Source organism: Streptomyces umbrinus (assembly GCF_030817415.1).
Lineage (GTDB): Bacteria > Actinomycetota > Actinomycetes > Streptomycetales > Streptomycetaceae > Streptomyces > Streptomyces umbrinus_A.
In genome coordinates this window covers 5869922-5894858 of sequence record NZ_JAUSZI010000002.1, presented here as the reverse complement: position 1 = coordinate 5894858, position 24937 = coordinate 5869922, and the positions used below count along the sequence as shown (strand labels likewise).

At 64.6% G+C, this 24937-nt stretch carries 25 protein-coding genes and 1 pseudogene; 12 read left to right on the top strand and 14 right to left on the bottom strand.

Annotated features, from left to right (window positions below; all coding sequences use genetic code 11):
- Position 1 precedes the first annotated feature (1 nt).
- A complete protein-coding gene (locus QF035_RS25815; protein WP_307522974.1) occupies positions 2–355 on the bottom strand; it encodes an SCO3933 family regulatory protein in 354 nt (117 codons plus the stop codon).
- 139 nt (positions 356–494) lie between these two features.
- The gene (locus QF035_RS25810) at positions 495–1274 is read right to left on the bottom strand and encodes a GntR family transcriptional regulator (RefSeq protein WP_307522973.1); all 780 of its coding nucleotides are present in this window, start codon (positions 1272–1274) and stop codon (positions 495–497) included.
- A gap of 18 nt (positions 1275–1292) precedes the next feature.
- On the opposite strand from QF035_RS25810, the gene QF035_RS25805 reads away from it, so the two are divergent.
- From QF035_RS25805 to QF035_RS25795, 3 genes are all read left to right on the top strand, one after another.
- Positions 1293–1763 (top strand): NUDIX hydrolase, encoded by a 471-nt coding sequence (locus QF035_RS25805; protein WP_307522972.1) that lies wholly within the window; start codon positions 1293–1295, stop codon positions 1761–1763.
- On the top strand, positions 1760–2047 hold the full coding sequence (locus QF035_RS25800) for a hypothetical protein (protein ID WP_307522971.1): 288 nt from the start codon (positions 1760–1762) through the stop codon (positions 2045–2047). The genes QF035_RS25805 and QF035_RS25800 overlap by 4 nt, the downstream gene beginning before the upstream one ends.
- An 857-nt stretch (positions 2048–2904) precedes the next feature.
- Entirely contained in the window at positions 2905–4251 is a 1347-nt protein-coding gene (locus tag QF035_RS25795) for an outer membrane protein assembly factor BamB family protein (RefSeq protein WP_307531417.1), read from the top strand.
- Positions 4252–4584: 333 nt separating this feature from the next.
- Here QF035_RS25795 and QF035_RS25790 read toward each other — a convergent pair whose 3' ends face one another.
- Entirely contained in the window at positions 4585–5970 is a 1386-nt protein-coding gene (locus tag QF035_RS25790) for a deoxyguanosinetriphosphate triphosphohydrolase family protein (RefSeq protein WP_307522970.1), read from the bottom strand.
- Positions 5971–6850: 880 nt separating this feature from the next.
- On the opposite strand from QF035_RS25790, the gene QF035_RS25785 reads away from it, so the two are divergent.
- Positions 6851–7650, top strand: a protein-coding gene (locus QF035_RS25785; RefSeq protein ID WP_307531415.1) for an IS5 family transposase whose coding sequence is annotated in 2 segments (ribosomal slippage) — positions 6851–7186 and positions 7189–7650 — 798 coding nt in all. Because the reading frame shifts where the segments join, the coding sequence is not laid out codon by codon here.
- A 706-nt stretch (positions 7651–8356) separates the two neighbouring features.
- Here QF035_RS25785 and QF035_RS25780 read toward each other — a convergent pair.
- From QF035_RS25780 to QF035_RS25745, 8 genes are all read right to left on the bottom strand, one after another.
- Entirely contained in the window at positions 8357–8668 is a 312-nt protein-coding gene (locus tag QF035_RS25780; protein ID WP_307531414.1) for a PadR family transcriptional regulator, read from the bottom strand.
- Between the two features lie 735 nt (positions 8669–9403).
- Entirely contained in the window at positions 9404–10366 is a 963-nt protein-coding gene (locus QF035_RS25775) for a restriction endonuclease (RefSeq protein WP_307522968.1), read from the bottom strand.
- Positions 10367–11684: 1318 nt separating this feature from the next.
- On the bottom strand, positions 11685–12080 hold the full coding sequence (locus QF035_RS25770; RefSeq protein ID WP_307522967.1) for a DUF6188 family protein: 396 nt from the start codon (positions 12078–12080) through the stop codon (positions 11685–11687).
- Entirely contained in the window at positions 12077–12364 is a 288-nt protein-coding gene (locus tag QF035_RS25765) for a hypothetical protein (protein WP_307522965.1), read from the bottom strand. Before QF035_RS25765 ends, QF035_RS25770 begins: the two co-directional genes overlap by 4 nt.
- A 359-nt stretch (positions 12365–12723) precedes the next feature.
- Positions 12724–13023 carry a hypothetical protein gene (locus QF035_RS25760; RefSeq protein WP_307522963.1) on the bottom strand — a complete coding sequence of 100 codons (300 nt, stop codon included), beginning with the start codon at positions 13021–13023 and terminating at the stop codon, positions 12724–12726.
- Entirely contained in the window at positions 13020–13751 is a 732-nt protein-coding gene (locus tag QF035_RS25755; protein ID WP_307522961.1) for a GntR family transcriptional regulator, read from the bottom strand. Before QF035_RS25755 ends, QF035_RS25760 begins: the two co-directional genes overlap by 4 nt.
- 8 nt (positions 13752–13759) lie before the next feature.
- Positions 13760–13984 carry a hypothetical protein gene (locus tag QF035_RS25750; protein ID WP_307522959.1) on the bottom strand — a complete coding sequence of 75 codons (225 nt, stop codon included), beginning with the start codon at positions 13982–13984 and terminating at the stop codon, positions 13760–13762.
- Positions 13985–14485: 501 nt separating this feature from the next.
- Positions 14486–14770: a hypothetical protein gene (locus tag QF035_RS25745; RefSeq protein ID WP_307522958.1), complete on the bottom strand. Its 285-nt coding sequence runs from the start codon at positions 14768–14770 to the stop codon at positions 14486–14488.
- 78 nt (positions 14771–14848) lie between these two features.
- On the opposite strand from QF035_RS25745, the gene QF035_RS25740 reads away from it, so the two are divergent.
- Together QF035_RS25740 and QF035_RS25735 are read left to right on the top strand one after the other, a co-directional pair.
- The gene (locus tag QF035_RS25740) at positions 14849–15604 is read left to right on the top strand and encodes a GntR family transcriptional regulator (protein WP_307522957.1); all 756 of its coding nucleotides are present in this window, start codon (positions 14849–14851) and stop codon (positions 15602–15604) included.
- Between the two features lie 1427 nt (positions 15605–17031).
- Positions 17032–17235: a hypothetical protein gene (locus tag QF035_RS25735; protein ID WP_307522956.1), complete on the top strand. Its 204-nt coding sequence runs from the start codon at positions 17032–17034 to the stop codon at positions 17233–17235.
- Between the two features lie 195 nt (positions 17236–17430).
- Here QF035_RS25735 and QF035_RS25730 read toward each other — a convergent pair whose 3' ends face one another.
- Positions 17431–17853, bottom strand: a complete 423-nt coding sequence (locus QF035_RS25730; protein WP_307531413.1) for a MarR family winged helix-turn-helix transcriptional regulator — start codon at positions 17851–17853, stop codon at positions 17431–17433.
- 250 nt (positions 17854–18103) lie between these two features.
- Here QF035_RS25730 and QF035_RS25725 point away from each other — a divergent pair, with 250 nt between their 5' ends.
- From QF035_RS25725 to QF035_RS25710, 4 genes and pseudogenes are all read left to right on the top strand, one after another.
- A complete protein-coding gene (locus QF035_RS25725) occupies positions 18104–18520 on the top strand; it encodes an HGxxPAAW family protein (RefSeq protein WP_307522954.1) in 417 nt (138 codons plus the stop codon).
- A gap of 115 nt (positions 18521–18635) precedes the next feature.
- Positions 18636–19514, top strand: coding sequence for a DUF2797 domain-containing protein (locus tag QF035_RS25720; protein ID WP_307522952.1), 879 nt, complete (start codon positions 18636–18638; stop codon positions 19512–19514).
- Between the two features lie 105 nt (positions 19515–19619).
- Positions 19620–20024 carry an antibiotic biosynthesis monooxygenase family protein gene (locus QF035_RS25715; protein ID WP_307522951.1) on the top strand — a complete coding sequence of 135 codons (405 nt, stop codon included), beginning with the start codon at positions 19620–19622 and terminating at the stop codon, positions 20022–20024.
- Positions 20025–20172: 148 nt separating this feature from the next.
- Positions 20173–21031, top strand: a pseudogene (locus QF035_RS25710) (amidohydrolase family protein).
- Between the two features lie 48 nt (positions 21032–21079).
- Here QF035_RS25710 and QF035_RS25705 read toward each other — a convergent pair.
- Positions 21080–21553, bottom strand: a complete 474-nt coding sequence (locus QF035_RS25705) for a hypothetical protein (RefSeq protein ID WP_307522950.1) — start codon at positions 21551–21553, stop codon at positions 21080–21082.
- Positions 21550–22317, bottom strand: coding sequence for an outer membrane protein assembly factor BamB family protein (locus QF035_RS25700; RefSeq protein ID WP_307522949.1), 768 nt, complete (start codon positions 22315–22317; stop codon positions 21550–21552). The genes QF035_RS25705 and QF035_RS25700 overlap by 4 nt, the downstream gene beginning before the upstream one ends.
- A gap of 268 nt (positions 22318–22585) precedes the next feature.
- Between QF035_RS25700 and QF035_RS25695 the strand changes: the two genes are divergently transcribed.
- Together QF035_RS25695 and QF035_RS25690 are read left to right on the top strand one after the other, a co-directional pair.
- The gene (locus QF035_RS25695; protein ID WP_055616400.1) at positions 22586–23326 is read left to right on the top strand and encodes a response regulator transcription factor; all 741 of its coding nucleotides are present in this window, start codon (positions 22586–22588) and stop codon (positions 23324–23326) included.
- Positions 23323–24936 carry a sensor histidine kinase gene (locus QF035_RS25690; protein WP_307522948.1) on the top strand — a complete coding sequence of 538 codons (1614 nt, stop codon included), beginning with the start codon at positions 23323–23325 and terminating at the stop codon, positions 24934–24936. Before QF035_RS25695 ends, QF035_RS25690 begins: the two co-directional genes overlap by 4 nt.
- Position 24937 lies beyond the last annotated feature (1 nt).

Genomic DNA, 24937 nt, shown 5'->3' with positions numbered 1-24937 from the left:
ATCAGGCCGCCTTGGCGTTCGAGGCAGCGGCGGCGAGGGAGGTGACAGCGACCGCACGGAACGCGATGCCGTGGCGCTTCTGCCCGTTGAACTCGTTCTCCCACGCCGAGGCGACCAGGCCGGTCAGCGCGACCGGGGTGCCCATGGTCAGGTCCTCGGAGACGCCGGGCTGCGGAACGGTGAGCTTGAGGATCTCCACCTCCTCGGGCGTGGAGAACATGACCTCCACCGTCATCAGGGTCACGCCGTCCTTGTCGAGGGCGATCTCGCCGGTACGGCGGTCCTTCACCTTGGGCTGCGGGGTCTTGGCGACCATCACGGTGGCGTTGGCGGTGTCGACGGGAATCTGACGCACAGCAGTTCACTCCTCTATAGGGGCTGGACTCCGTCACTCATGTACATGAGTGACATGAAGAAGAGTGCATGACTCCTGTACATGAGTCAACCCGCCGCGAAGAAGAACTCGCGACGGGCTGCGGAGAGTTGAGTGCGCGTCAGTCGGCGGCAGGGATCCGGTACTCGAAAACGAACTGGTCAGCGGCCATGAGTGTGTCGCAGACCTCGACGACACGGCCCTCGGTCGTACGCGCTTCCCGGACCAGGTGAACCACCGGGGCACCGGGGCTGAGCGCCAGCTCGGATGACTCCGCCTTGGAGGCCGGGCGCGCTTGCAGCGTCTCGACGAACTCCGCGAACTCGTGCCCATGGTCTTCGAGTCGGGCGTAGATGCCACCACCACCGGGGTTCTCGGCGAACAGCTCGGGGATCTCCTTCACGACGTCCCACGGGAGGTACGAGGACGCGGTCTCGACCGGGGTGCCGTTGCGGAAGTAGAGACGTCGCCGGGCGAGCACCTGAGTGCCGGCGGATACGCCCAACCGCCGGGCCGCATCCTCGGGGGCTTCCATCGGGCCGATGTAGAGGACGCTCACCTTGGCCGTGGCGCCGGACTGCGCGGACTCGGCGAGGTACGCGGCTTGGCCGCCTTGCCGGAGCGTGCGCCTGAAGCGATCGGAGGAGCGATGCCGTACAGGCGGCCGATCCTTCACGATCGAGCCCTTGCCGTGCCGGGTCTCGACGAGCCCGCTCGCGCGCACTTCGACCATGGCCTTGCGAATCGTCCCGCCCGAGACGTTGTAGCGGTCGACGAGTTCAGACTCGCTCGGCACCATCTCACCAGGCTTGAGGACACCTGCCCGGATCTGTTGCACGATCTCTTCGGCGATCTGCACGTACCGAGGTACGGACCTCTCCCCTCCTACCGCAGTTCCCATGGTCCTTATCTTCCTCCTATGCTCCTGTACATGAGTACATCACGGGAAGCAATCTCCACACCACCGCTGCACTCGGTGTCCGTGGCCGGAGTGGTAGTGCGCGAAGATGGCCGCCTCCTGGCGATCCGCCGCGCCGACAACGGCACTTGGGAGCTCCCGGGCGGAGTACTCGAACTCAGCGAGGCCCCGGAGACTGGCGTGGCCCGCGAAGTCTTCGAGGAGACGGGCATCCACGTCGCGGTGAACGAGCTGACCGGGGTCTACAAGAACACGACCCGGGGGATTGTGGCCCTGGTCTTCCGCTGCAAGCCGTCCGGCGGGGTGGAGCGTACGTCGAGCGAATCGACCGCGGTTGCGTGGCTCACGCCCGAAGAGGTCGCGGAGTGCATGTCCGAGGTTTTCGCGATCCGCCTCCTGGATGCCTTGGACGGCAACGGCCCGCACGTGCGTAGCCACGACGGCAAGCAGCTCATCGGCGGGAGCATGTGAAGAACAGACTGCCGGTGGAGAACGCGGGTGACACAGACGTCTGCCTGTCCATCGAGCCGTATGGCGAGGACTTCTGGCTGAGGCCCCGAGAAGCCTTCACCGTGGTGCCGATGAGCGATGGCAACGCACAGTTCACGGTGGTCGTCGCGACGGGTGTCATCACGGTGTGGCTCTACGAGGACGGTAACCCGCACAAAGTGATGCTCGACTACGAGGTGGTCGACGCCAATGGCGAAAAGCTGGAGTGCGGGCACCAGCGACCAACTGACTCTGACAGCAGCTGAGCCCTGGCGTTCTGGTTGCCGCAGCGTCAAGCATCAACCGAGACAAGACACAAGCGCCTCATCCCAGCGGGATAGAACTTTCCCTACTTCATCAAGGCGGCTCGCTCCGCTCCCCGCGCGCGGCACGGGCGCCGGCCGTGCCTGCGCTCCTGTCTGCGCCCCGCTCCAGCCCGGCCGGCGCCCGTGCCGCGCTCAGAGCAGTCAGCCACCTGATGTCAGAGAAGGGGTACGTCGTGGCTGGGGCGGTCGGCTCCACGGCTTTAGGCAGCCACTTTGGCGCGAGCCTCGAAGATCATGGCCCCAACGTCGTGCTTTAGCGGACAGGTCCACAGACTGCCCGACGCGCCGGAAGCTTACGGGGCCATGATCACTCGCGCCAAAGCAGCTCCAGCCCAAAGCCGCTACGCCGACCTCCTGAGAGGACCCTCAGAGGTGAGGGGCACGCGGTCAAGCACCATCGTGCTCGCGAGCCGCCTCCAGTGCCCAACGAAGGGCCGTCCCCAAGATCGATCCGCCAACTACGCGGGAGAGCCACTTGCCCGTGCACTGCTCCTTGTGATCCTTTTCCGGGAGAGTCGCCTTCCCGACCTGCGACTCTTCTCCGGAACACGCACACTCGGTGTGCAGAGTCTCACTGCCCTGCGATGCAGAACCGGTTCGGTGAGCCCGATTATTCTCCCGCCTGGCCAGTGTTCCCACCATCCGCGAGACCCTCGCCCTAAAATGCGCTCCGAACATGCGTGCACTCCTCCTGAATCGATCGCCTCCACGACTTGTGACGCCTAGTGGGCCTTGGACGAGGGAAGGCTGGACTCAACGTCGAACAACCTCGTAGGACGTCGAAGTTGGGGTCGCTGATGCAGGGAAATCCGGAAGAGATCACTCCGGAAGCGGCGCGGAGCCAGCTCGCTGCCGCACTACGACGCGCAATGGCTAGTAAGGGGTGGGCACCTGCCAAGCTGGCCGAGGAATCCTCCCTGAAACCAAGCACGATCTCTGACGCCCTCAGTGAACGTCACACACCATCCACAGGGACACTTCAAGCAATCCTGGAAGCCCTCTTTCCGGAAACAAACGGCGGAACAAAGCCGCGCCGGAAACACGACCCTCAAGTTATAAGGTGCATTGAGTTCAACCAGTTGAGGGACCAAGCGGCACGCCGTCGCCAACCCGGCAAGATTATCCACACGCCGAATTCAGAATCGCAGGCAGGTACGCTCACAACCCGTCGACCGGATAAGCGAGTCCGGCCATTCCGGGAAACGCGGATGGAAGCGCAATGGACCTTTAATGTCGGCCGAATCCCTGAGATTGCTCGCACTTTAGCAGCCACTGAGAGGACGCTTTTCGTTAGTAACCAGGAAGGACTGTGGGCGCTGAATGTTCGCACAGGAGCGGAAGAGTGGCGGGGAAATTTCTCCGGACACGGGTACGTTTCATCGTCCCCTGCATTGATTGATGAATCCGTCTTCGTGGGCAGCCAACACCACCTCTACGCCCTGCGCGCAGACTCAGGAGAGGTGATATGGAAAGCGCCAACGCGAAATGTCCCAGAGGTCGTCGCTGCAGGGCCCAACGGAATGGTCCTGGCAGCGAGGGACAAGTATCTAATGGCTTTCGATGCCGCTACTGGTAAGGAGCTTTGGGGTGGAGGCCGCCGCTTCACCAGTGGAATCTATCGACCTCCGGCCGTCCACAAGGACTCGACGTATGTCAACGTTGCCAGAGTGGGGGTCTATGCCCTAAATGCGGAAGACGGATCTACTAAGTGGGCCTACGAGACAGACCTCCCCGGACTTAGCCAAATTGTCGCTACCGACGACTTGGTATTTGCGACGAGTCAGCATCTACATGCATTAAACGCGGAGACCGGGGAAGAAGAATGGACTATTGAAGGCGCATGGTCTCCCAGTATCGAAAACGACATCCTCTATCTTGGTGGTAGCGAACAGGTCGTTGCACTGGACGTCAAGGATGGCTACAAGGAGAAGTGGGTGTCGCGCAGCCCTGGTGGCACTCCGAGAATTTTCGGCGGCGTCGTGTATCTCGCATTTCGTGACGAACTTTGGGCAATCGACGCGGCTACTGGCGAGGGGATTTGGCGGTTCAAGCTAAGTGACTACATTTGGTGGGCTCCGCTGGTAGCATGCGGCTTCGTATATGCGGGTGACCATGACGGCATCATATATGCCGTACCAGCCTGATTGAAGAAGATACTGACAGGCTGCTCCTCTCTCCAGAGGAGACCCTTTTCTCACTTGCCCTGACGGTGGAGCTGGGTCGACCGATCAGCACGATCGAACTCCTAGAGTGGATGTCGTAAATTCAAAACCTGCCGAGCCGCCAGCCAAAAGGCCTCGGATCGACCACGATTGGGGCCAGCGGAATCAGCGACGCGGGTGAAGGAGCACAAGCACGCGGGTGCTCAGCTCCATCGGACGCATCGTCGCCGCCGTCCACACCCTCCTGATCTGCGGATACAGAGGATGAAAGAGGTTCAATGGCGCTGGCACCATAGCTTCGAGAACACGGCGCCTCTAAAACCACGTCCCGAAAATGGAGCCCTGCGAGACGCTAGTTCCTGATAGTCGCTCATACAAATTGATCGCCTGATCTTCTGTTAGAGCGCAAATATAGTCACACACCGCCCTCGCTCGACGCTCTTCGTCGCTTCGAGCAAAACCACTTACCCTCTCATGACTCTCCATGCCGTCATAGATGTCATCCAAGAGAGTGGGAACGGGATGATCCGGATTCCTAATACCGTTGCGATGCCTTGCAAACATATCCATCAGGTCGTCAAAAAGTCTTTCAATGACCTTTTTCTGACCTCGCTGCACCATAGCCAAACCAGGGCGCCTGATCACATAGAAGAACGTGAGCTCCTTAATAACCTCGACCTGATACTCGGCAATCGGATCAATCTGAATCCGCCATCCATTGCCGCTGTCATCCACGGTGACAGCACTAAAGAAGAGTCCGAGCAATTCGTGCTGGAATTTGTCCAGCATTTTTCGATCCTCGCGCGTGTCACGCCATCCTCGATCAGGCATCAACCGTTTCAGCTCACGATATTGCTGCCTAAATGTGTCCTCCCTGAAAACTTTGTATCCTTCTTTCTTCCTTCGCGCGCGAGCGAAGTCCAAGAACTCATCTGAGCATTCACTATGGAGAGCGTGAAGGGGCATCAACCCGCCTCGGAAGTAGTCGTATAGATCATGCGTAACGTAGGAGACATCGTCTGCCCAGTCCATTAGCACTGCAGCTAGGCTGCGCATACCAGGATGAGCCTCGCCCTCACGCGCGAAGTTGAAGTCTTGCTCTTCGCTCCTGTAGACGCCCCACTTGCTCCCTCGATTCCTGAACGGCCAACTGTGATCCGCGGATTCGGATACCTCTTCGCCTCCGTATCTAGGATATTTCAGCACGGCATTCAGTGTCGCCCGAGTGAGATTCAGGCCGTGATCGACGTGGGCGTGAACGGCGAGTTTAGTAAGTGCCCGAAAGGTTTGAGCGTTGCCTTCGAAACCACCGTATTTCGACATACTTTTATGCAGGACAGTTTCGGCGGTGTGCCCAAACGGTGGATGTCCGATGTCATGCGCGAGGCCAGCAGATTCGACAATGTCAGAAAACCCAGCCTTGCCTCCCGGGACATCATCAGCGAACTCGGGGTTATCTTTGCATAGGCGCTGCGCCATACGACGGCCCACTTGGGCGACTTTCAGGCTATGCGTGAGTCGATTGTGAAGAAGATGATGTTCCCTGACTGCTGCTACCTGAGTTACTCCAGCTAGGCGCCGAAATGAAGAGGAGTACAAGATTCGGTCGCGATCTCGCTCAAATGGGGAGCGCGGATCGGAGTCCAAGGGCTGCCCGAACCGACGCGCAGCATGAAATTTATGCTTCTTTTTGCTGGACATTTTTGTCTCCTCACCTCAATTTTCATGATTTCGTCCTGGGCGGGAGTGAGCAAACCGTGCCGCATCTATTTGGCCCATCTGGGTGATGGCCACTTCGGACGTGGCAACGCAACCTGCGGATGAGCAAGCGTGTGCACAAGTGACTCAACATGCAAGGCAAGGAGGGGGCCTGGTACGGCTGACCATCCGACGGAGTGATGCCGCACCCCCACCTCAGCATGCTGGGCGGCCCTACCGGCCGCCTGAAGGCCGCATGGTGGCCTCTATGCCCCTCGTTGGCCGATCCATTTTGAGCTTACGGACCAGAAGATCTTTGGCACCCACGGGCTTACGCCAACGACTCCGGATGGAGGCGTACACCAGCACCGCCTTTTTATGCTTACTTGGGGTTAGCTCACCAAATCAATGTTTCCGGCTCCTCTGTAACTCGATATCTGTGGCGACTGCTCAAGCCCCTGCGTCCGTTGGATAGAAAAGCCACAGCGCGAACGTCACAGTTCTCCCCATCTTTGCCGATCCCTTTTTGATCGACTGTTAGAAGGTATTTGTTTCCACTTAGTGCGTCGACCTTGAGAGGCTCTTCAAACCGCTCACCCTTGATTAGGTCCACATGGGAATCGTCTCCATGCGGCTGTCCAAGAAACTTCACCCGTGGATCGGACGGTGCGGACCAGTGAAGCAAGGCCGCCGGCCTCAGTGCAGGGAACCAAAAGCGCGGCCACTGACATCCATCGCTGACATCAACGAGCCCGGACAACGGCAGATCCCGGTGGCCAAGCGCAGACGCTTCACCGAGCCGCGACGAGGCGTCGCGCGGGCCACGATCGAACTCCTAAGACGTCATCTCATTTGGCTGGGTAAGCTGCCGGTCGTGACGAGGATCGTTGAGCGGCTGGTGCCGGACGAGTTGTGGGAGCTGTTCCAGCGGGTGGTGCCCGACGCGCCGTCGCGGCCCCAGGGCGGTGGCCGGCGTAGGCACGGCGACCGGGAGGTGCTGGCCGCGATCGTCTTTGTGGCGACCTCGGGCTGCACCTGGCAGCAGTTGCCGACCGCGTCGTTCGGGCCGTCCGGAGCGACGGCCCACCGGCGTTTCACCGAGTGGTCGAAGGCCCGCGTGTGGGCCAAGCTCCACCGCCTGGTCCTCGACGAACTCGGATCCCGCGGCGAGCTGGACTGGTCGCGGTGCGCGATCGACTCGGTGAACATGCGGGCCCTGAAAAGGGGGAACTGACAGGCCCGAATCCTGTAGACCGGGGCAAGTACGGGTCAAAGATCCACTTGATCACGGAGCGGACCGGACTGCCCCTGTCCATCGGCATCTCGGGCGCCAACACGCACGACAGCCAGGCACTGATCCCACTGGTGAAAGGCATACCGCCGATCCGCTCCCGCCGAGGACGCCGACGGCGCAGGCCCCACAAACTCCACGCCGACAAGGGCTACGACTACAACCACCTGCGACGATGGTTAACCAGCAGGGGCATCCGGCACCGCATCGCCCGCAGGGGAATCGAGACCTCGCAGCGACTCGGCCGTCACCGTTGGACCATCGAACGCACCATGTCCTGGCTCGCCGGATGCCGACGTCTGCACCGTCGCTACGAGCGCAAAGCCGACCACTTCCTCGCCTTCACCAGCATCGCCTGCACCTTGATCTGCTACCGCAGACTCACCAAATGAGATGACTTCTAAAGCGGATGTCATCGGTTCTCCTTCAGGAGCGGCAGCACACGAAAAACCGGCCTGCACGAGAGCAAGGGCCGGTCGTTCGCAGTCCCGGATAGAGTCGAAGCTCAGCGCGCCGTGCTCCGTGTCCTTCGTAGCCGGGCCCAACGGTGCTGATGGATACGACATCCGAGCAGTAGGCCGCGTGCATTGTTCCGGCATCGCGCGCCATCACGAGTCGCAGCACCGCAGTAAGTTGGTACCTGAAAGGCGAAGTACAAGATGCTCACGCCCGCAAGAGCTAGGGCTAGCGCCCCTGAGTTGCTCTCGGTGATCCAAACTGTCGGCGACAGCGCAGACGTTGCGTAGCCCCAGTACAAGCGAAGCCCACCAAGACTGTCCGGAAACGCCAGCCGCATGTGAAGACGGGGCCTCCGCCTGCGCCCCCTCGTGCCAGCTTCTGCGTCCGCTGTGCGGTAGATGTCTCTCATCCGCCAGGACGCTCCGACGACGATGGAGATCGCGGAGATCAGTTGCAGCAGCTTCCCAGGGCGATCTTCGAGGCCTGCAAGCCACTCCTCTTCGTACCGCTGGGCCATCGAAGTATCAGTGATGCGCCGCGCAGACCAACGCACCAGCTTACGGGCCAGCCAGGGACAGACGTCAATTGCCTCGTTGACGACTGCTCCCAGCACGAGAGGAACGAGTATCTCGAACGCGCTCACCAGGCATTCCCCCAACGGGGCATCAGCCGTAGGGCAGGTCGCAGTCTGCCGCTACTCCACGCGGAGGGCAGTTCGCCTCGTCTCTCCAGCACAGTGGCTCGACTTGCTGCAGCCCCGTCGCTGGTGAGGGAGTAGAAGCGCCTCCGAGGGCGACCTTCCTCAGGGTGCTCATCTTCCCAACGGCTCTCCAGCCACCCGGCCTGCTCCAGGCGGGCAAGGATGGGATACACGCTGCCAGTAGGCCGTCCTGCGGCTCTGGCCACAGCGAAACCATGCAGCTCAGCGGAGGAGGTCAGAAAGGCCTCCATGACGTCGAGCATCGCCGACGTGATCCGAAAGGGTTGCTCCATAGGCCAACTCTACATATACGGCACAAGAGTTGGCGCCACACTTTCGGACTCTCGTGGCTCGCGCCCCAGCACGGCAGCACGGACACGGCCTTGGAGTAGGCCGCAGGCCATATGTCAGATCCTGCGGGGAACCACGGGAAGCACCAGGCAGCAAGGAGGCGCCCATCCACGCGCCGGCGCCGCTCCACCGCAGGTCAGCCGAACGATCACCCATAGATCACCTCAGCTTCCCAAGATGAGAGCTTCGAGGGGTGCATTCCCCCGCGTACCTTCGCGGGCCAGCCGCCGCGGCTTGCTCTGGTCGACGACACCAACAGCGTGGTTGAGGTCGGTGGGGGTGCAGCGAGGCACACGCGCGCCTGGTCGGTCGACTGACGCGCCGTCGTGGCGGGCTTTCGTCGGCTGAGGCTCAGACGGGCCGCGACGAAGGTGCCGGCCGTCAGCCGAACGAGGCCCCGCACCGGGCAAGGCTGGGCCGTCCCTGGGCCGTCCGAGGCCACTCAACAGTGGCTAAGGACGACCAACAATGACCACCAGGGGCACGAGCCCACCACCCCTGACCAGCAAAAACCCAGCTCACCAGGATCCCCGGCAAGACCCAGGGCAAGAAGACAGTTCTTGACTAGCCCATGGGCTCGGTGAGCTGGCACGTCTGGCGGAGACGGTCGGCCCAGCTGTTTCGCGGCAGTCCTATCAGCCACTGCGCTTCTGGCGAGCAATGATTTGGTCAGCTCGCAGGTGCCAGCCTGCACCGAGGTATTCGTTAAGCTGCTGAACAGCTCGATGGCCATCGAGCAGAATCATGCGGTGTCGCACAGAAGATTCCATAACCAGTTTTTCCGCAGTCTCCGGTCCTCTCTCTGTGAAGCCAGAAACCGAAACAAGAACTCCCGACGTCACATTCTTATCCATTACAACAAACCCGAAGCTACGAACAGTGTTGACGTCAACCTTCTGCTCCCAATTCTTGCACTCAATATAAATTTTCTCGTTGCCGCGCTCCGCCTCAATATCTTTTCCCCCATCCTTCTGTCGAGGAGTAACGCGCACCGCATAGCCCATGGCTCGATAGAGGTCAGCGATCAGAAACTCAAGATCCCTTGGATCAAGGCTTCGTAGTAGTTTGATCTTCCGTTCGCGTTCCGTTCGCCCTTGCGTGATGTACCGATGACGGATCAGCGCAATAGCATCAGAGAGGCCCACTTCCCTCCAGTCAGACAGCACCTGAAAGTGAGCCATGAAGTAGGCTGACACCGCACCAAGCGCGTCACGTGGGGAATCCGGGAGGAGATCCAGCACCCATGAAATACCCTGCCAAACTGGCTCCGAACTCCTGCCAGCTGCTGCAAGTATGGCCCGGCCTTCATACTCGCTAAAATGACGCTCGTCTGGCGAATCCGGATCCAACGATCGCGACGGACCCTTCGCCTTCAGAACTTGCAAGTGGATCTGATCAAGAATAGACAGATGAGATGGCCCGCCGAGCATGTTCCTGAGGATCGCTCGAACTTCCATCTCCGGCCACGAAGAAACCTGACTCAGATAGGCGGTTCGTAGCTCATCATCCGGAAAGGCAACTACGATGTAGTCGTCCGATGGTTGAGGATTCTCGCCGCGCATAATGGCGCGCCATTCGTCTAATGCATATTCAGGCATTACTCGCTCCCGACGCTCCGATATCCCCGAGATTGCTTAGCGAGTCTACTGTAGACGGAAGAACCATTAAGCCTTTACCGCGAGCGCTCCCCTTTCCGGAGGAGACGAGTTGTATTCTAGTCCTCAAAAAGACGCCCCTGTCCATGACTTACGCCAAACGCAAGAAGAGGGCGGCCATCCCAGGAGGCGGATGGCGCGCGAGTTGGAAGGGCGAGAGACCGGAGAACCGGCCGCTGACCGAGCAGGTGCTTGCATGGCTGGTCACGTCCCTGGGACGAGCACCCCGACCACCGTCGGCGCCCGCGGACACGTGGACGACGCCGAGAGTGCGGATCGCCCCATCCCACCCGTAGTGGAGCGAGACAGCTTCCCCACGCACCGCCGTCTCAGTTTCCGTCTCATTCACCCCCGTTCACGGCCGTTCAGCGGAGTCCGCCAGTCAGGCTCGCCGCATGGGACAGTCGCCCATGAACCCAGGTGAACGCCCCCGCACCAGCCCGTCACCTCACCACCACAGTTGGAAAGCGTGTTGGAGCACCGAGCCCGAGGCTCCGGTGCCGAACGTCGACTGGCCCGCAGTCGTGGTTACAGAGTGGTGCATTCGGTAGGTGCCCCTCACAATGCCTGATCATGGAGTGGCTCTCACTTACGATCACCCTCGTCACGGCGTCGGTTGCCTCGGGGCTCGCGATCTGGCAGGTGCGGACGCAGCGTGTGCGCCAGGTCGAGGATTTCTACGTTGCTCGCTACTGGTCGTTGCTGGACAGGCTGTCACCCCGCACTCTTCGCGGCATAGACACACCCTCATTGAATGAGCAGGAAGAAATGGCGATCCGTCTCTACTTCCGTCTCAGTGAGGACGAAGCTGACCTGCGGGCTCAGGGGTGGGTCTCCGACGACACGTGGCGTGACTGGAGCGGTGCCATCTCTTCGCAGATGCGCCGACCGCCGTTCGACCGCATTTGGGCTGAAACTTGTGAGGACTCGGCGGCTGGGCGCGACTACGAGTTCAGACACCTACGCCAGCTGTGGGACGACGCCAGTTACGACCCCATGCCGACTGGAACCTTCCGAAGGCGCTTGCGTCGGACTCCATGGCGACGACCCCGGCCGACAGCGGCAGCACCCCAACGGTCGGCGCTGTAGCTTTGCCCTCTCGCACCAGAAGCGCACCAGATAGAGCGGGGAACTACGGTGAAAGCGGCCAAGGGCGATGCCACCTCATCTCAAACGTTCGCCCAGGTCAACGCCCGAAGTTGGTGCCGGTGATTGCAGCTTCCCAAGCTGACAGCGCGACCGTGTTCGTGGGTTGCCAGCGTCAGCTTTCCCAGTGCTCCTCACCGCCAGGCCCGACCGTGACAGGGGTGATGCCGCGACCGATCAAGTGCCATGACTCAAACTGCGGGTCGGGGCCGACACGCAAGCCGACACCATCGAGAAAGTCGATGGTCAGGGCGCCACGGCCTTGAACGTCAACGGCTGTGATCAACTGCCCGAAGAGATCGAGCACCGGGGCAAGATGTACGCCCGTCCCCGGCTTCAGTTCGCGCCATTCGCCGTCTGCGTCTCGGAGCAGAAACGACGTCTCCACGATCAACTCCGCATCCACACCGCGCCCCTCACCCTCAACGGACGTCCGCAGGCTGAGCCGCACCTGGTGATCGAACGCCGTGCGCTCCACAACAGACCCAATTAGGGACGTGGGCACCTTCACTCCGGCTCCCGGGCGACAGCGCCCAGTTCGGCCAGCCGCTGACTGGCATACCGCTTCAGATCGTTTTTGATGGCCATGACGTCTTTGACGGGTATCCGTATCGGGGCGCAGTGCTGTGCGTCGCACGAGTGCGGGAAGGTACCGTCAATCAGCGAGATGCCGCTGAGGACCACGCCGCCGTCATCGTCGATCTCTGTGCACAGGACCGGGTGGAAGGAGCAGTCCTCGTAGATCTCTCCCACCCGGATCCTGGCAGGGTTGCGTGGGTCCGTCGCGTTGTCCATGCGACCCAACATGCCACGGTAGATCGCATGACGCCGCTGCGATTCCGGTGCCCGCCGTGTCACTGGCCGTCTCATTCAGCCCCGTTCACCGTCGTTCAGGCGGGTCCCGAGGCAGGGCCGCCTCGCCAGTGTCGCTGTAGTGAACCCAGGTGCACGCCCCCGCGTACCGCCCAACGCTCCACCAACAGACTTGGACAGCGTGTCGGCGGTGCAGAGCTTCGGCAGGTGTCTGGTCGTGGCGGACCCAGTTGGGTCTGCCGGACGCCGGTGCATGCCACCAGCGTGATGCCGTCCTGGTCGAGGAACAGCATGAAGACCCACGGTCTGTCGGCAGTCGCGGCTTCTCGGTTCCCTTCCTCTCAACAGTGAGACTCGGGAGGCGCCAGGCGACGGCCGCGGCTGGTCGCTACGCGGAGCGCGTCCCGCAAGGCTCCAGTCAGCTTCGTCGTCAGAAGCCGCAGCTCCTCCGCCTCCGTATCCCTGCCGTCGAGCAGCTCTTGAGCCTGCTCCAGCAGTTCAGCAGCCATCCCGAGTTGGACCGCTTCCATGTTGTCCGCCAGGCGGGACATGTAGCCGTCGCTGTCGTCCGTGCTGAGAAAGCAGGGCTTGCCGTCCGGCCCCGACCACGGGAGAAGCCTCAACTCGTTTCGGGCTTTCATCCTTGCGTCCCGCTTTCGTCGATCACCTGGTGGGTGGTGAAGACCGCGTCGGCGCGATCCCCGGGGAACACCAAGAGCGCGGCCTCGACCACGCGCTCGGTGATGTCGGCCGTCACGCGTGTAATGGCGAGAACCGCCAAGGCAGAGCTGATCCGAAGGGCCGAGGCTTCGTCCGGTGTCGGGAGGCGAACGCTGACTGTCTCCCGGACTTTGGCCGACGGAGGGCGCAGTACTGCGAATCTCGCTGCGGTCTCCTCGTACGTAGGCAACTCGCCGAGCAGGGCGGCCGGCACCAGGTCGCGAGGGACGTAGATGCGAGCCAGGCTGTGCGGCGACTCCCCCTCATGGCTGAGGCAGAGGAACTCGGTCAGTGGACTACTGGTCGGCACCTTCAGCAGAGCCGTCAGATGTCCGCGCGCCCGGACCTTGGTGGTTCGGACAGTGACGCGGAGAGGTGCCTCAGCCGCGGTCCGGGTGTCCAGTGTGCCCCGTCCGCCGACGTACGTGATTTTGCGGAGGGGATGGCGAACGAAGTTCCCTTTGCCGTGGATCTTTTCGATGAGACCTTCCCTTTGAAGCGCTGCGAGAGCACTCCGCAGCGTCGGGGTGCTCACCACGTACTGAGCGGCTAACTGAGCCTCAGAGGGAAGGCGTTCGCCAGCCTTGATCCGACCTGTGGCGATCCGGTTCCGGAGGTCATCGGCAATACCGTGACAGCGAGAAGGCACGGACTAGATCACCGCCCTCTCAGGACACGCACGGCCACGAGGCGGGTCCGCGTGTGCATGGTCAGGAGTTCGCCCGACTCGAACAGAAGTTGCTTGGAGCCATGGGGCAATTGGACGAGGTCGGTCACCCGGCAGGGTTGGCCGCCGACCTGGATGACGTCGCCGCACTGCACACTGGTCGAGGTGATCTCGACGGTGGCAGCCGACGCACCCTTGGGTGCCCATCCGCTCACCGCGCCACCTCCGCAGACGGGTCCCGATTCACGGCCGTGTGGCAGGCGCAATCACACGCTTCGTAGATCACCGGAACGTCGACCGACGCCGCAGTCGGCGAGGACTCCGTGCACGCGTGATGCGTACCGATCCGGCACGAGCCCGACCGGTAGGGGACGGCCTCCACGCGTGTGACGCGCGGCTGTTGGTGAAGAGGCATCAACGGGCCCCCGCCGCGGTGAACCAGGTGTCAGCAGGGAGCGGGTGAGGCCTTGCTGTCGAGGGCTGTCGCGTGCGTTCCTCAATGGCCACCACGTACGGACGGACGAGCGCCGTCTGCTCACCCACGAGAGCTTCCGCGCATTCTCGACGCTGTCCCAGGAACGGCGTCGGCCCGTCGGACGATCCGGGGGGAGCGGCCATTGGCTGGGCGGACGTTAGGGGGCGGCGGTGCCTGCCCTTGCGGAGGTACCGCTCGCTGGTGTGCGAGACGGCACGACGGATACGGTTGAGCACGCTGCTCAGCTCCGATCGCTGATAGCGGGTCCCCCGACATCGCCCGTCGTGGGGACCCTTTTGCGTACGACCGCCCAGAGGGTGCGGCCGTTCAAGTTGGTGGCGATGAGCCCGAATCGATCGGCCTCGGCCACCACCTCCAGGACCTCCCGCCATGACTCGGCGGAGAGCGTTCCCGGCACCTCCGCTTCGATCGACGTGCAGTGGCCGTGCTCCTCCACGCGTGTGGTGAGCCCGGCCGCGGATAACCGAGCGGCGATGGCGTCCGCGCGTACCTCCGAAGCAGGCACAGGGCAGCCTCCGTCACCAGTGATCACTTTGAGTAAAGCTAGTTAACTAGATTAAGGCTAGTGGACTAGATTTTCTACATGCCTGAGCAACCGCCCTATCTCCGCATCGCCGACGAACTCCGGCGGCGGATCTCGGAGCACGAGTGGACACCGGGAGACCGGCTCCCCTCCCGCGCCGAGATCGGCCAGGAGTGCGGCGTGGGCGAGAACGTGGTGCGCCGAGCACAGGAGTTGCTGATCTCCCAGGGTGTTCTGGAGGGGCGCGCCGGTTCTGGCACCTACGTCGCCGAGCCCCGGCGGCGTGTACGGGTTGTTCGTTCGTCGGCGCGCGAGCAGCCCGAGGGCTCACCGTTTCGCGCGGACATGAAGACCGTGGGTAGGCAGGGCGACTGGGAGAGCCGGACCGACGCCAAAGTGCCGGCGCCTGCGGATATCGCGGCGCGTCTCGGTATCGCCGAGGGCGACCTATGCGTCCGTACCGCGTACGAGTTCCTCGCCGACGGCAAGCCGGTGCAGCTGTCGACGAGTTGGGAGCCGTACGACCTCACCGGCGGAACTCTCGTCGTCCTCCCGGAGGGAGGACCGCACGCCGGGGCAGGTGTCGTAAACCGTATGGCCGAGATCGGCGTCACCGTCAGCCACACCGTGGAGCAGCCGGAGCCACGGCAAGCGACCGCCGAGGAGGCGTCACTTCTCGGTATCCAGAAGACCTCGCTGGTCACGCACATTCGCCGGACGTACTACAGCGACGACGGCCAGCCCGTGGAGACGGCAGACATTGTGGTGCCCGCGGCTCTCTGCGAGATCGTCTACGAGGTTCCGATCGGTCGTTAGTCGGCAGCGCTTGGAGCACCGAAGGGACGATCGCCAGACCGGGGCGCTGAGTGTCTAACTGCGTGACAACGCCGACGCACAGCGGCGGACAACCGCGCACACCTGTGGACCATTGCGGCAGGTGAGAGGCACAGTCAAGTCCGCGACTACCCGCGGTCGAGGCAGGGAGCGCACATGCGTATCACGTCGCCATGAGGCAGCCTGGTGAGAGGGCGACTCAGGGAGGTCTCCGATGGCCTATCACGAGGAACATCCCTGGAGAGACAGGCGCCGAACTCACCGGGTACGGCCCACGACGGCGCTTGGCTGTCTGCTGGCGTTGGGGTTCGTGATCGTGATGGCTGTGATCGAGTTCCGGGCCGCAGCGATCATCGTGGGTTTGGCGGTCGTGACCGCTGTTCTCCTGTTCATCAGTAGGCGGGCTGATCGGCGCAGCCGTTAGCGAGAGCGATCCACTGGTAGGAGCCACAGGCCAAACTCTGGGGCTGACGCCTGACATCAACGAGGGCGTACACCAGCACACACGGGCGCCCATCGGCGCCGTACCCGCGGCCCTCGTAGGCAGCCGGTGATCGAACTCCTGAGGCGGTGCTCGCCCTCTCGTCAGCGCAGAACGAGGGCAGGGGCTGGCGAACTGGGTCGGGTGAAATTTCGGCCCAGTCCGCCAGCGGCCAAGGCGCACACAAGTCCTACAAGGTCTGCCTAGTGCGCGAAGTCGCAGCCAAGCCGGCACGGCACCAGCACCGCAGTTTCCCAGGCTGAGAGCACGAGTTCGATTCCTGCCGCCTGCTCCGCCATGAGGGACATGACCTTGCTGGCGCCCTGACTGTCTGCTGGCCGTCGTGCTCAGTTGTCGAGCGCCAGATCTCGACGGGCTGACGGTCCCAGCAGCGCCGCTGATACGGCGGAAATCGGCCTTACTCAGGGCTACTAGCGGTGGACTGTGGCTCAAGAGGCGAGCACTGGCGGAATCTGCTCTCCACAATGCGGCGTTTCCACCAGCATTTTCTCAATGGTGGTCCCGTGAGGTGTAGCCAAACGTTGACAGCGAGAACCCTCATGCCATCTTCGGGTTCCATAGTTCAGGCTCACCCGTTGTTACAGCTCCTCCCGCGAAGAGCCAACCCTCACTGCGCAGGCCTTCTGGCGACATCTGTTCATGCCTGCCAACTGCGAGTTCTTGCTCAAGGTTGAGAGACGGTGGAATCTGCTTTCCCTAAGTCGGTGCCTCGGAAGAGGCCTGCAATAACGTTCTGTGACTGTGTCCAAACGTTGACAGCTGAGAGTCACCGAAGTGGCCTTCAGGGCTGCTCGCTTCAGACTCATCCGTTGCTACGGTCTCGTCCAAGCCAAGGGCCCGCCCAACCGCTCAGACTTCCAGGCGAGAGCAGCGGGGCGGGCAGCGAACCCCATGGAGAGGTCCAGCTATGAGTGTGCCCTTTGCCCCAGAGGCTGTGTCAAACCCTCGTCTGCGCCTGTGGCTGATCACAGTCATCGTCGTGTTGGTGCTCGCATCAGCTCCGTGCGCCCAAATCATCGGTGCCTATTCGGATGTCGCGGTGTTCCTCACCTTGCTGCTCGGTGGAGGCGGTACAGCAGCGATGTACCGCAACCACAGCAACCAACCTTGACCGCCAAGCTCTGTTGGGAGCTCAACGGCGACCTGTATGACCGCCACTGACCGATCTATATAGAGCTACGGATCAGAAGGTTGCAGGTTCGAATCCTGCCGAGTGCACACAGGTAACAGGCCCCGGACGGTGAGTCCGGGGCCTCTTGCGTTGGGGTGGGCGGGCGTTGGGGTGTGTGGCAGAGAAGGCTGGCGGTCAGGTTCCGCGGATCTCTTCGAGATAGTCCCTCATCAACTTGCCGGTTCGGGTGAACCAGTCGTTCAGGACGGCGATTTCGGCGGGGGAGTAGTCGTTGAACTGTTCGGTCAGGCGGGCGTAGTACGGGCCGTAGAGGGCGGTGACTCGGTCGACCGCGGCCTGGACCGGGGCGACGCGTACGCGGCGGCGGTCGGACGGGTCGGGTTGGCGGGTCACATAGCCGGCGCGTTCCAGGCGGTTGACGATGCCGGTGACCGCGCCGGTGGTGACGTGGGCGCGGGTGGCCAGGTCGCCTGCCGTGAGCAGGTCCTCGCCCGCCTCCAGGACGTAGCCGAAGCAGGTCAGGTCCGAGGCGTTCAGGCCCAGGCGCTGGGCCATCTCGTGCTGGGCGACCATGCTCGTGGCGATGACGTGGTCCATCGCCGAGAGGGTCTCCGCCGGGGTGGCCGGCGGGCGCTGACGCGGGCCCGGGCCACTCTCGCTCGCCCTCTTCTCGCTCACCCGCTGCTCCTTCTCTTCTCTTGCTCCTCATTCTCTCCCTGCCCGACCCCTGGAAGATGCCTTAGTTCGTAAGGTAAATTTCTTACTTGCTAAGAGGATTGGCTTCGAGGATCGGGTGGATTCTGGGCGGCCTGTCGGTCAGGCAGTCACGCAGTCAGGAGGTACGTACATGAGCGGGCATCACCATGACGAGGGGCACACCGTCGCCGGGTGGACCGGTTGCGCTGTCGCCGTTGTGGGCACTTCGGTGGCCGGGGTCGGGATGTGTCTGGGGTCCGCGGCCTGGATCTGGCTGGGTATCGGCGTCGTGGGGCTCGGTGTGCTGGTCACCTGGGGGCTGCATCTGGCGGGGTGGGGCAAACCGCCCGGGATCCGGCCGGTGGCGGAGCGGGGTATGCGGGTGCGCGACCGTGCCGCGCGGGCCGGGCACCCCGCGTGTGTCGGGTGCCGGCTGGCCGGGCGGGGGCGCTCGGTGAGCACCACCGACGTGGCTGTCTCCGCCCAGGGGGTGCAGGGGATGCCGGGGGTGCCGGGTGCCCAGGGCGTGCTGCGGCCGGATGCCGCCTCGGGGTCTCGCCCCCTCTGAGTCCGCTTCCTCCGAGTCCGTGGTCTGAGGGACTGACGGTCGTCGTGTTGCCCAAGGGGTGGCGCATTGCCGACGGACGTCGCGTTGTCAGTGGTGCCCTCTACGCTCGTGAGTGATGGCACAGGTGTGGAAATGCACGGGGCTTCGGTGGGGCGGAGAAGGGCCCGTGCTGACGTGGGACGGGGGGCGTCGAAGTGCGTTGCCGTGGGGGAAGCGGGTTGCGTTCGCCGTTGCCGGTGAGGGCGGGCGGACATGTGTGGGGGCGCGGGGGAACAGCTGTCCTTCGGGGGCCGCGGTGTCCGGGCGGAGTGTCGGGGCCCGGTGTGAGGAGTGCGGGCGGCTGGACCGGGCCCACTCCGTCGCCGCGGACACCATCGCCGACGATCCACGGCCCTACTCCGTCTATCTGGCGTGGTTCGGACCCGGGTTGGTCAAGGTCGGGATCACGGCCGTCGAACGCGGGTCCGCGCGGCTGCTGGAGCAGGGCGCCGTCGTCTTCACCTGGCTGGGGCGGGGACCGCTGATGGCGGCCCGGCGGAGTGAGGAGTTGCTGCGTACGGCGCTGGGGGTGCCGGACCGGATTCCGTACGACGCCAAGCGGGCCGTGCGGAGCGAGTTGCCGGACGCGGGGGTGCGGGCGGCGGAGGTCCGGGAGCTGCATGCCCGGGCCGTGGGGCTGGGCGGGTGGCCCGAGGCGTTGGAGCGGATGCCGTTCGCGGCCGTCGATCATGCGGAGGTCTTCGGGCTCGGCGGGTTGCCGCCCGCCGCCGGTGTCGTCGGTGAGCTCGTGGCAGGCGGTGTCGTGAGCGGGGAGCTCGTCGCCGCCGCCGGGCCCGATCTGCATCTGCGGACCGGACGTGGGGTCGTCGTGCTCGACACTCGGCTCATGACCGGCTGGGAACTGACCGGGGTCGGCGGAGGTGAGCGGGATGGGCGACGTGAAGTCACCGTGCCTGTGCGGGAGTTCGGTGGGGTTCAGGGCGGGCTCTTCTGAGGGAGGGGTGGAGGCGGGCGGAATGGTCAAGAGATCGATCCCTCGTGGATCCCCTTGGGCAAAGGCCCTGGACGTGGTGCGACGGCGGGGCCGAGAGTGGACGACATGAGCGATCACTTCATTGCGCCTGTCGCCGACGGTGCCTCTGCTGCCTCCGTTGTGCCCGTCGCCGCCTACGAACCGCCGTACTACGCCGTCGTGTTCACCTCGGTGAAGACGGAGGAGGGCGGACGGGAGGGAGTGGCCGGCGGGTACGGCGAGACCAACGAGCGGATGGAGGAGCTGGTGGAGAAGATCCCGGGATACCTCGGGATGGACTACGCGGGTTCCCCCGGCGGGCTGTCCATCACCGTCGGGTACTTCCGCGACGCGGACGCCGTCGAGGAGTGGCGGACCAATGCCGAGCACCGGGCGGCGCAGAAGCGCGGGCGTGCCCAGTGGTACGAGCGCTACACCCTGCACGTCGCCAAGGTCGAGCGAAGCCATGGGTTCGAGCGTGAGCACGGCTGACGGGGCGAGCGGGGCGGACGAGGTGAGCGGGGCGGACGAGGCGGACGGGACCGACCGGCCGGACGGCGACGGCAGGACGGACGGGCACGGCACGTCGGACGGGCACGACGGGCCGGACGGGTACGGCACGTCGGACGAGGCCGCTGAAGTGCGGCTGTTCTGGGAATGGGCTCGGGCTTCCCGGGCTCGTCGACGTCCATACCCACTTCATGCCCGAGCGGGTCCTGAAGAAGGTCTGGGAGTACTTCGACGCGCTCGGGCCGCTGACCGGTGGTGTCGAGTGGCCCATCACCTACCGGGCCGAGGAGCGCGAACGGGTCGGGCTGCTCCGGGAGTTCGGGGTGCGGGCGTTCACCGCCATGCTCTACCCGCACAAGCCGGGCATGGCCGAGTGGCTGAACCAGTGGGCTGTCGAGTTCGCCGGCCGGACCCCCGGCTGTCTCCATACGGCGACCCTCTTCCCGGAGCCGGGCGTGGCGGCGTACGTCCAGAAGGCGGTGGACGAGGGCGCGCGGGTCTTCAAGGCGCACGTCCAGGTGGGGGCGTACGATCCGGCCGACGAACTCCTCGATCCGGCCTGGGGGTTGCTCGCCGAGGCCGGGATGCCCGTCGTGATCCACTGCGGTTCGGGGCCCTCGCCCGGCAAACACACCGGGCCCGACCCGATCGGGCGGGTGCTCGCGCGGCATCCGCGGCTGCGGCTGGTGTTCGCGCACATGGGGATGCCGGAGTACGAGGACTTTCTCGGCCTCGCCGAGCGGTTCGGCGAGGTGCGGCTGGACACGACGATGGCGTTCACGGACTTCAGCGAGCAGTTCGCCCCGTTCCCCCGGCGGGCGTTCCCCCGGCTCGCCGACCTCGGTGACCGGATCCTGCTCGGGACCGACTTCCCCAACATCCCCTATCCGTACGTCCATCAGCTGCGTGTGCTGGAAGGGCTCGGCCTCGGGGACGAGTGGCTCCGGGCGGTCTGTCACGACAACGGGGCGCGGCTGTTCGGGCTGTGAGGAGCTGTAAGGGGAGGCATGGGCGGAGGAAAGAACAGGCGGCGGGGGTCAGTCGGTGATGATGAGTTGCTCGTCCGTCCACAGCTCCCGCCAGGAGAGGCTGAGCGCTCCGTCGGCGACCTGGTGGACGTCGAGCTTCATGAAGTAGACATCGTCGTTGGGCGCGGTCATGGCCGGCAGGCGCAGCGTGTGCAGCGGGCGTCCGGTGTCCGCGTCGAGGACGAGCAACTCGGCCCCCCGGACACGGCGCTTGGCGTCCGCCTTGGTGAGGAGGGGCTGGCGCACGAGGTACACCCGGCTGTCGGCGATCACACCTGAGCCGTACTCCTGGCCGGTCGGCGCCTTCAGCCGCCGGGCGAGGCGGCCGTCCTCGGTGTCGTAGGCGTTCAGGACGGTGTCATGGTTGCCGTCGCCGTCGCCCTGGGCATCGGTGGTCAGCAGCACGGTGCCGCTGCCCGCGCCGACCGGATTCCACGCGGTGGTGTCCAGGTCCGCGCGCGGAGTGGCTCCTTCCCGGCTCATGTCGAGCAGTTGGACGGCCGGTGAGTCGTCCGTGTTTTCGGGGCGGCCAGAGTGTGTGCGTCGCCCCTGACCGTCCCTCTGGGATGGCTGATCCGCCGCTGCCAGAGGGCCTTCCCCGTCCGGTTGTCGACGCCGAGCAGGAGGTAGTACTGCTCGGCGTCCGTGTCGAGACTCGCGACGTTGCACAGCACCGGGACCGCGCTCACGTGGTCCGGCAGGGCGTACACGTCGTAGACGCCCACTTCGGGGCAGGACTTGGGCGTTTTCGCCGTCCACAGGCTCCGGCCGTCGCGCTCGTCGAAGGCGCGCACGGCGCCGGGTACCTCGGTCAGTGCCTGACCAGCGCCGAGGCTCACGCCCCGGAAGGCCTCGCCGTCCCCGAGGTCCTCACGCCACAGCCGCTTGCCGGTGCGCAGATCGACACCGACCAGGGCTTCCCGGTAGGCGATCACCACGGTGCGCTCCGAGACGTCGAACGACATCGCGACGGAGCTCTCGTCCTGTCGCTCGTAGCGCCAGTACTCCTTGCCGGTCCGCAGGTTCACCGCCCGTGCGCCGTCGGTCGTCGACTCCACGGACAGGCCGTGCACCAGGACTCTCTCCCCCGTCTTACGGCGCATGACGTGCTCGGGCGCGACCGGTGCCTCAGCGCCGAAGGCCGCGGGGAACGGGCCCTGCGCGCCGGTGACCAGGTCGCTCTCCCCGGAAGGCTGGAGCCACTGGGCGAACGGCACGAGCAGGAGGGAGACTGCGGTGGCGGCCACGATGATCCACAGGGACCTGCGACCCTCCCGAAGCCTGAGTTCCTCCATCGAAGGCATAGGTCCGTCAGCTCTGTCCCCACCCGCCACGACAGCCCCCCACAGGCCACCCCCTGATCACCATGACCGGCGGCTGACGGATCCTCCCCCACCGCTGTCCGCGGAGGCAAGGAGTTCCCAGAGCGTTGCCTGAGAGGTGCCTGTGCGTTTCTCAGGAAATTCACAGCTTTCAGAAAGCGTGTTCTCAGAGGAGCCCAGCAATGTGTGCGCTATGACCACGACCTCGCCCCAGGGGCGCACCGAACTGCTGAGGCCGGACGGGAGCCCCGTCCGAGTGCTTGTGGTGGACGACGAGCTGTCGATCACCGAGCTGTTGTCCATGGCCCTTCGCTATGAAGGCTGGCAGATCCGCAGCGCGGGTGACGGGACCGGTGCGGTGCAGACCGCGCGCGAGTTCCGGCCCGACGCCGTGGTGCTGGACATGATGCTGCCCGACATGGACGGTCTCGCCGTCCTCGGCCGGCTGCGCCGCGAGCTGCCCGACGTGCCCGTTCTCTTCCTCACCGCCAAGGACGCGGTCGAGGACCGGATCGCGGGCCTGACGGCCGGCGGCGACGACTACGTCACCAAGCCCTTCAGCCTCGAAGAGGTCGTGGCCCGGCTGCGCGGGCTCATCCGCCGCTCCGGTGCCGCCGACCGCCGCTCCGACTCCGTGCTCGTCGTCGGTGACCTCACCCTGGACGAGGACAGCCACGAGGTGTCGCGGGCCGGCGAGGGCATCCACCTCACCGCGACCGAGTTCGAGCTGCTGCGCTTCCTGATGCGCAACCCGCGCCGGGTGCTCAGCAAGGCGCAGATCCTCGACCGCGTGTGGTCGTACGACTTCGGCGGCCAGGCCAACGTCGTCGAGCTCTACATCTCCTATCTGCGCCGCAAGATAGACGCCGGTCGTGAGCCGATGATCCACACCCGGCGTGGTGCGGGGTATCTGATCAAGCCCGCGGTGTCATGAGCGGGCGACGACAGCTGCGGAAGCAGCGGCGCCGACAGCCTCGGACGCTGCGGACGCGGCTCGTCGTCTCGGCGGTCGCGCTCATCGCGGTGGTGTGTGCGGTGATCGGTACGGTGACGACGATCGCGTTGAGCCAGCACCTGTACGACCAGTTGGGCACCTCGCTGAGCGAGGTCGGCGACCGGGCCACGGGCGGACCGGTGAGGCCGGACAGTCCGTCGGAGCTGAAGGACGACCCTCCCGGGGGACCCTTCGGGTTCGTCAACAAGGGCGGCACGGAGGAGAACACGGTCGTCGCCCAGGTGAGTGACGACGGCGGGATCAGCGACGCGGTCGTCGCCAAGGAGAAGAACTCGGACAGCGAGGGCTTCGAGGGCATGGTCACCGACTCGCTCACCGAGGCGCAGAAATCCGCGGTCGGTTCCGTGTCGAAGACCGATGTCCACACCGTGGAGATCCCCGGGCTCGGGGAGTACCGCGTCAAGTACGTCGAGGGCAACAGGGGCGCCTACTACGTCGCCCTGCCCACCGAGTCCGTCACCAGCACCCTCAACACCCTCATCCTCGTCGAGGTGAGCGTCACGGTGGCCGGCCTCGTCGCCGCCGGAATCGCCGGGTCCGTCCTCGTCACGGTCGCCCTCCGGCCCCTCCGCAAGGTCGCCTCCACCGCCACCCGCGTCTCCGAACTGCCGCTCCACAGCGGCGAGGTGACGCTCAACGAGCGGGTGCCCGAGTCCGAGACCGACCCGCATACGGAGGTCGGGCAGGTCGGTGCCGCGCTCAACCGCATGCTGGACCACGTCCACGGGGCCCTGCACGCGCGCCAGGAGAGCGAGACGCGCGTACGGCAGTTCGTCGCGGACGCGAGCCATGAGCTGCGTACGCCGCTGGCGTCCATTCGCGGATACGCCGAGCTGACCAGACGCGGACGGGAAGAGACCGGGCCCGACACGAGACACGCTCTCGGCCGGATCGAGTCCGAGGCCGGGCGGATGACCGGGCTCGTCGAGGACCTGCTGCTGCTCGCGCGCCTCGACGCCGGTCGGCCCCTGAGTTACGAGCACACCGACCTCTCCCCGCTGGTCGTGGATGCCGTGAGCGACGCCCGCGCCGCCGGTCGCGAACACAACTGGCGCCTTGAGCTGCCCGACGAACCCGCGCTCGTGCTGGCGGACGCCGCCCGCGTCCAGCAGGTCATGGTGAATCTGTTTGCGAATGCGCGAACGCACACACCTCCGGGAACGACGGTGACCGCACGCGTGCGCCGTCAGGGAGCCTGGGTGTGCGTGGACGTCCAGGACGACGGTCAGGGCATTCCGCCGGACCTGCTCCCGCATGTCTTCGAGCGGTTCGCGCGAGGCGACTCGTCCCGGTCACGTGCCTCCGGGTCCACCGGACTCGGGCTCGCCATCGTGCAGGCCGTCGCCGCCGCGCACGGTGGCGCGGTGACCGTCGACAGCGTGCCCGGACGCACCGTCTTTACCGTGCATCTGCCCGCGCTGGCGCCCGAAGCCGCGCATTCTCATGAGGCCTTCATTTCCTCATCGAATTCGCAATCGTACTCACAGGCACAGCACAGCACGACCACATGGGTGCAACAGGGCGCCTGAC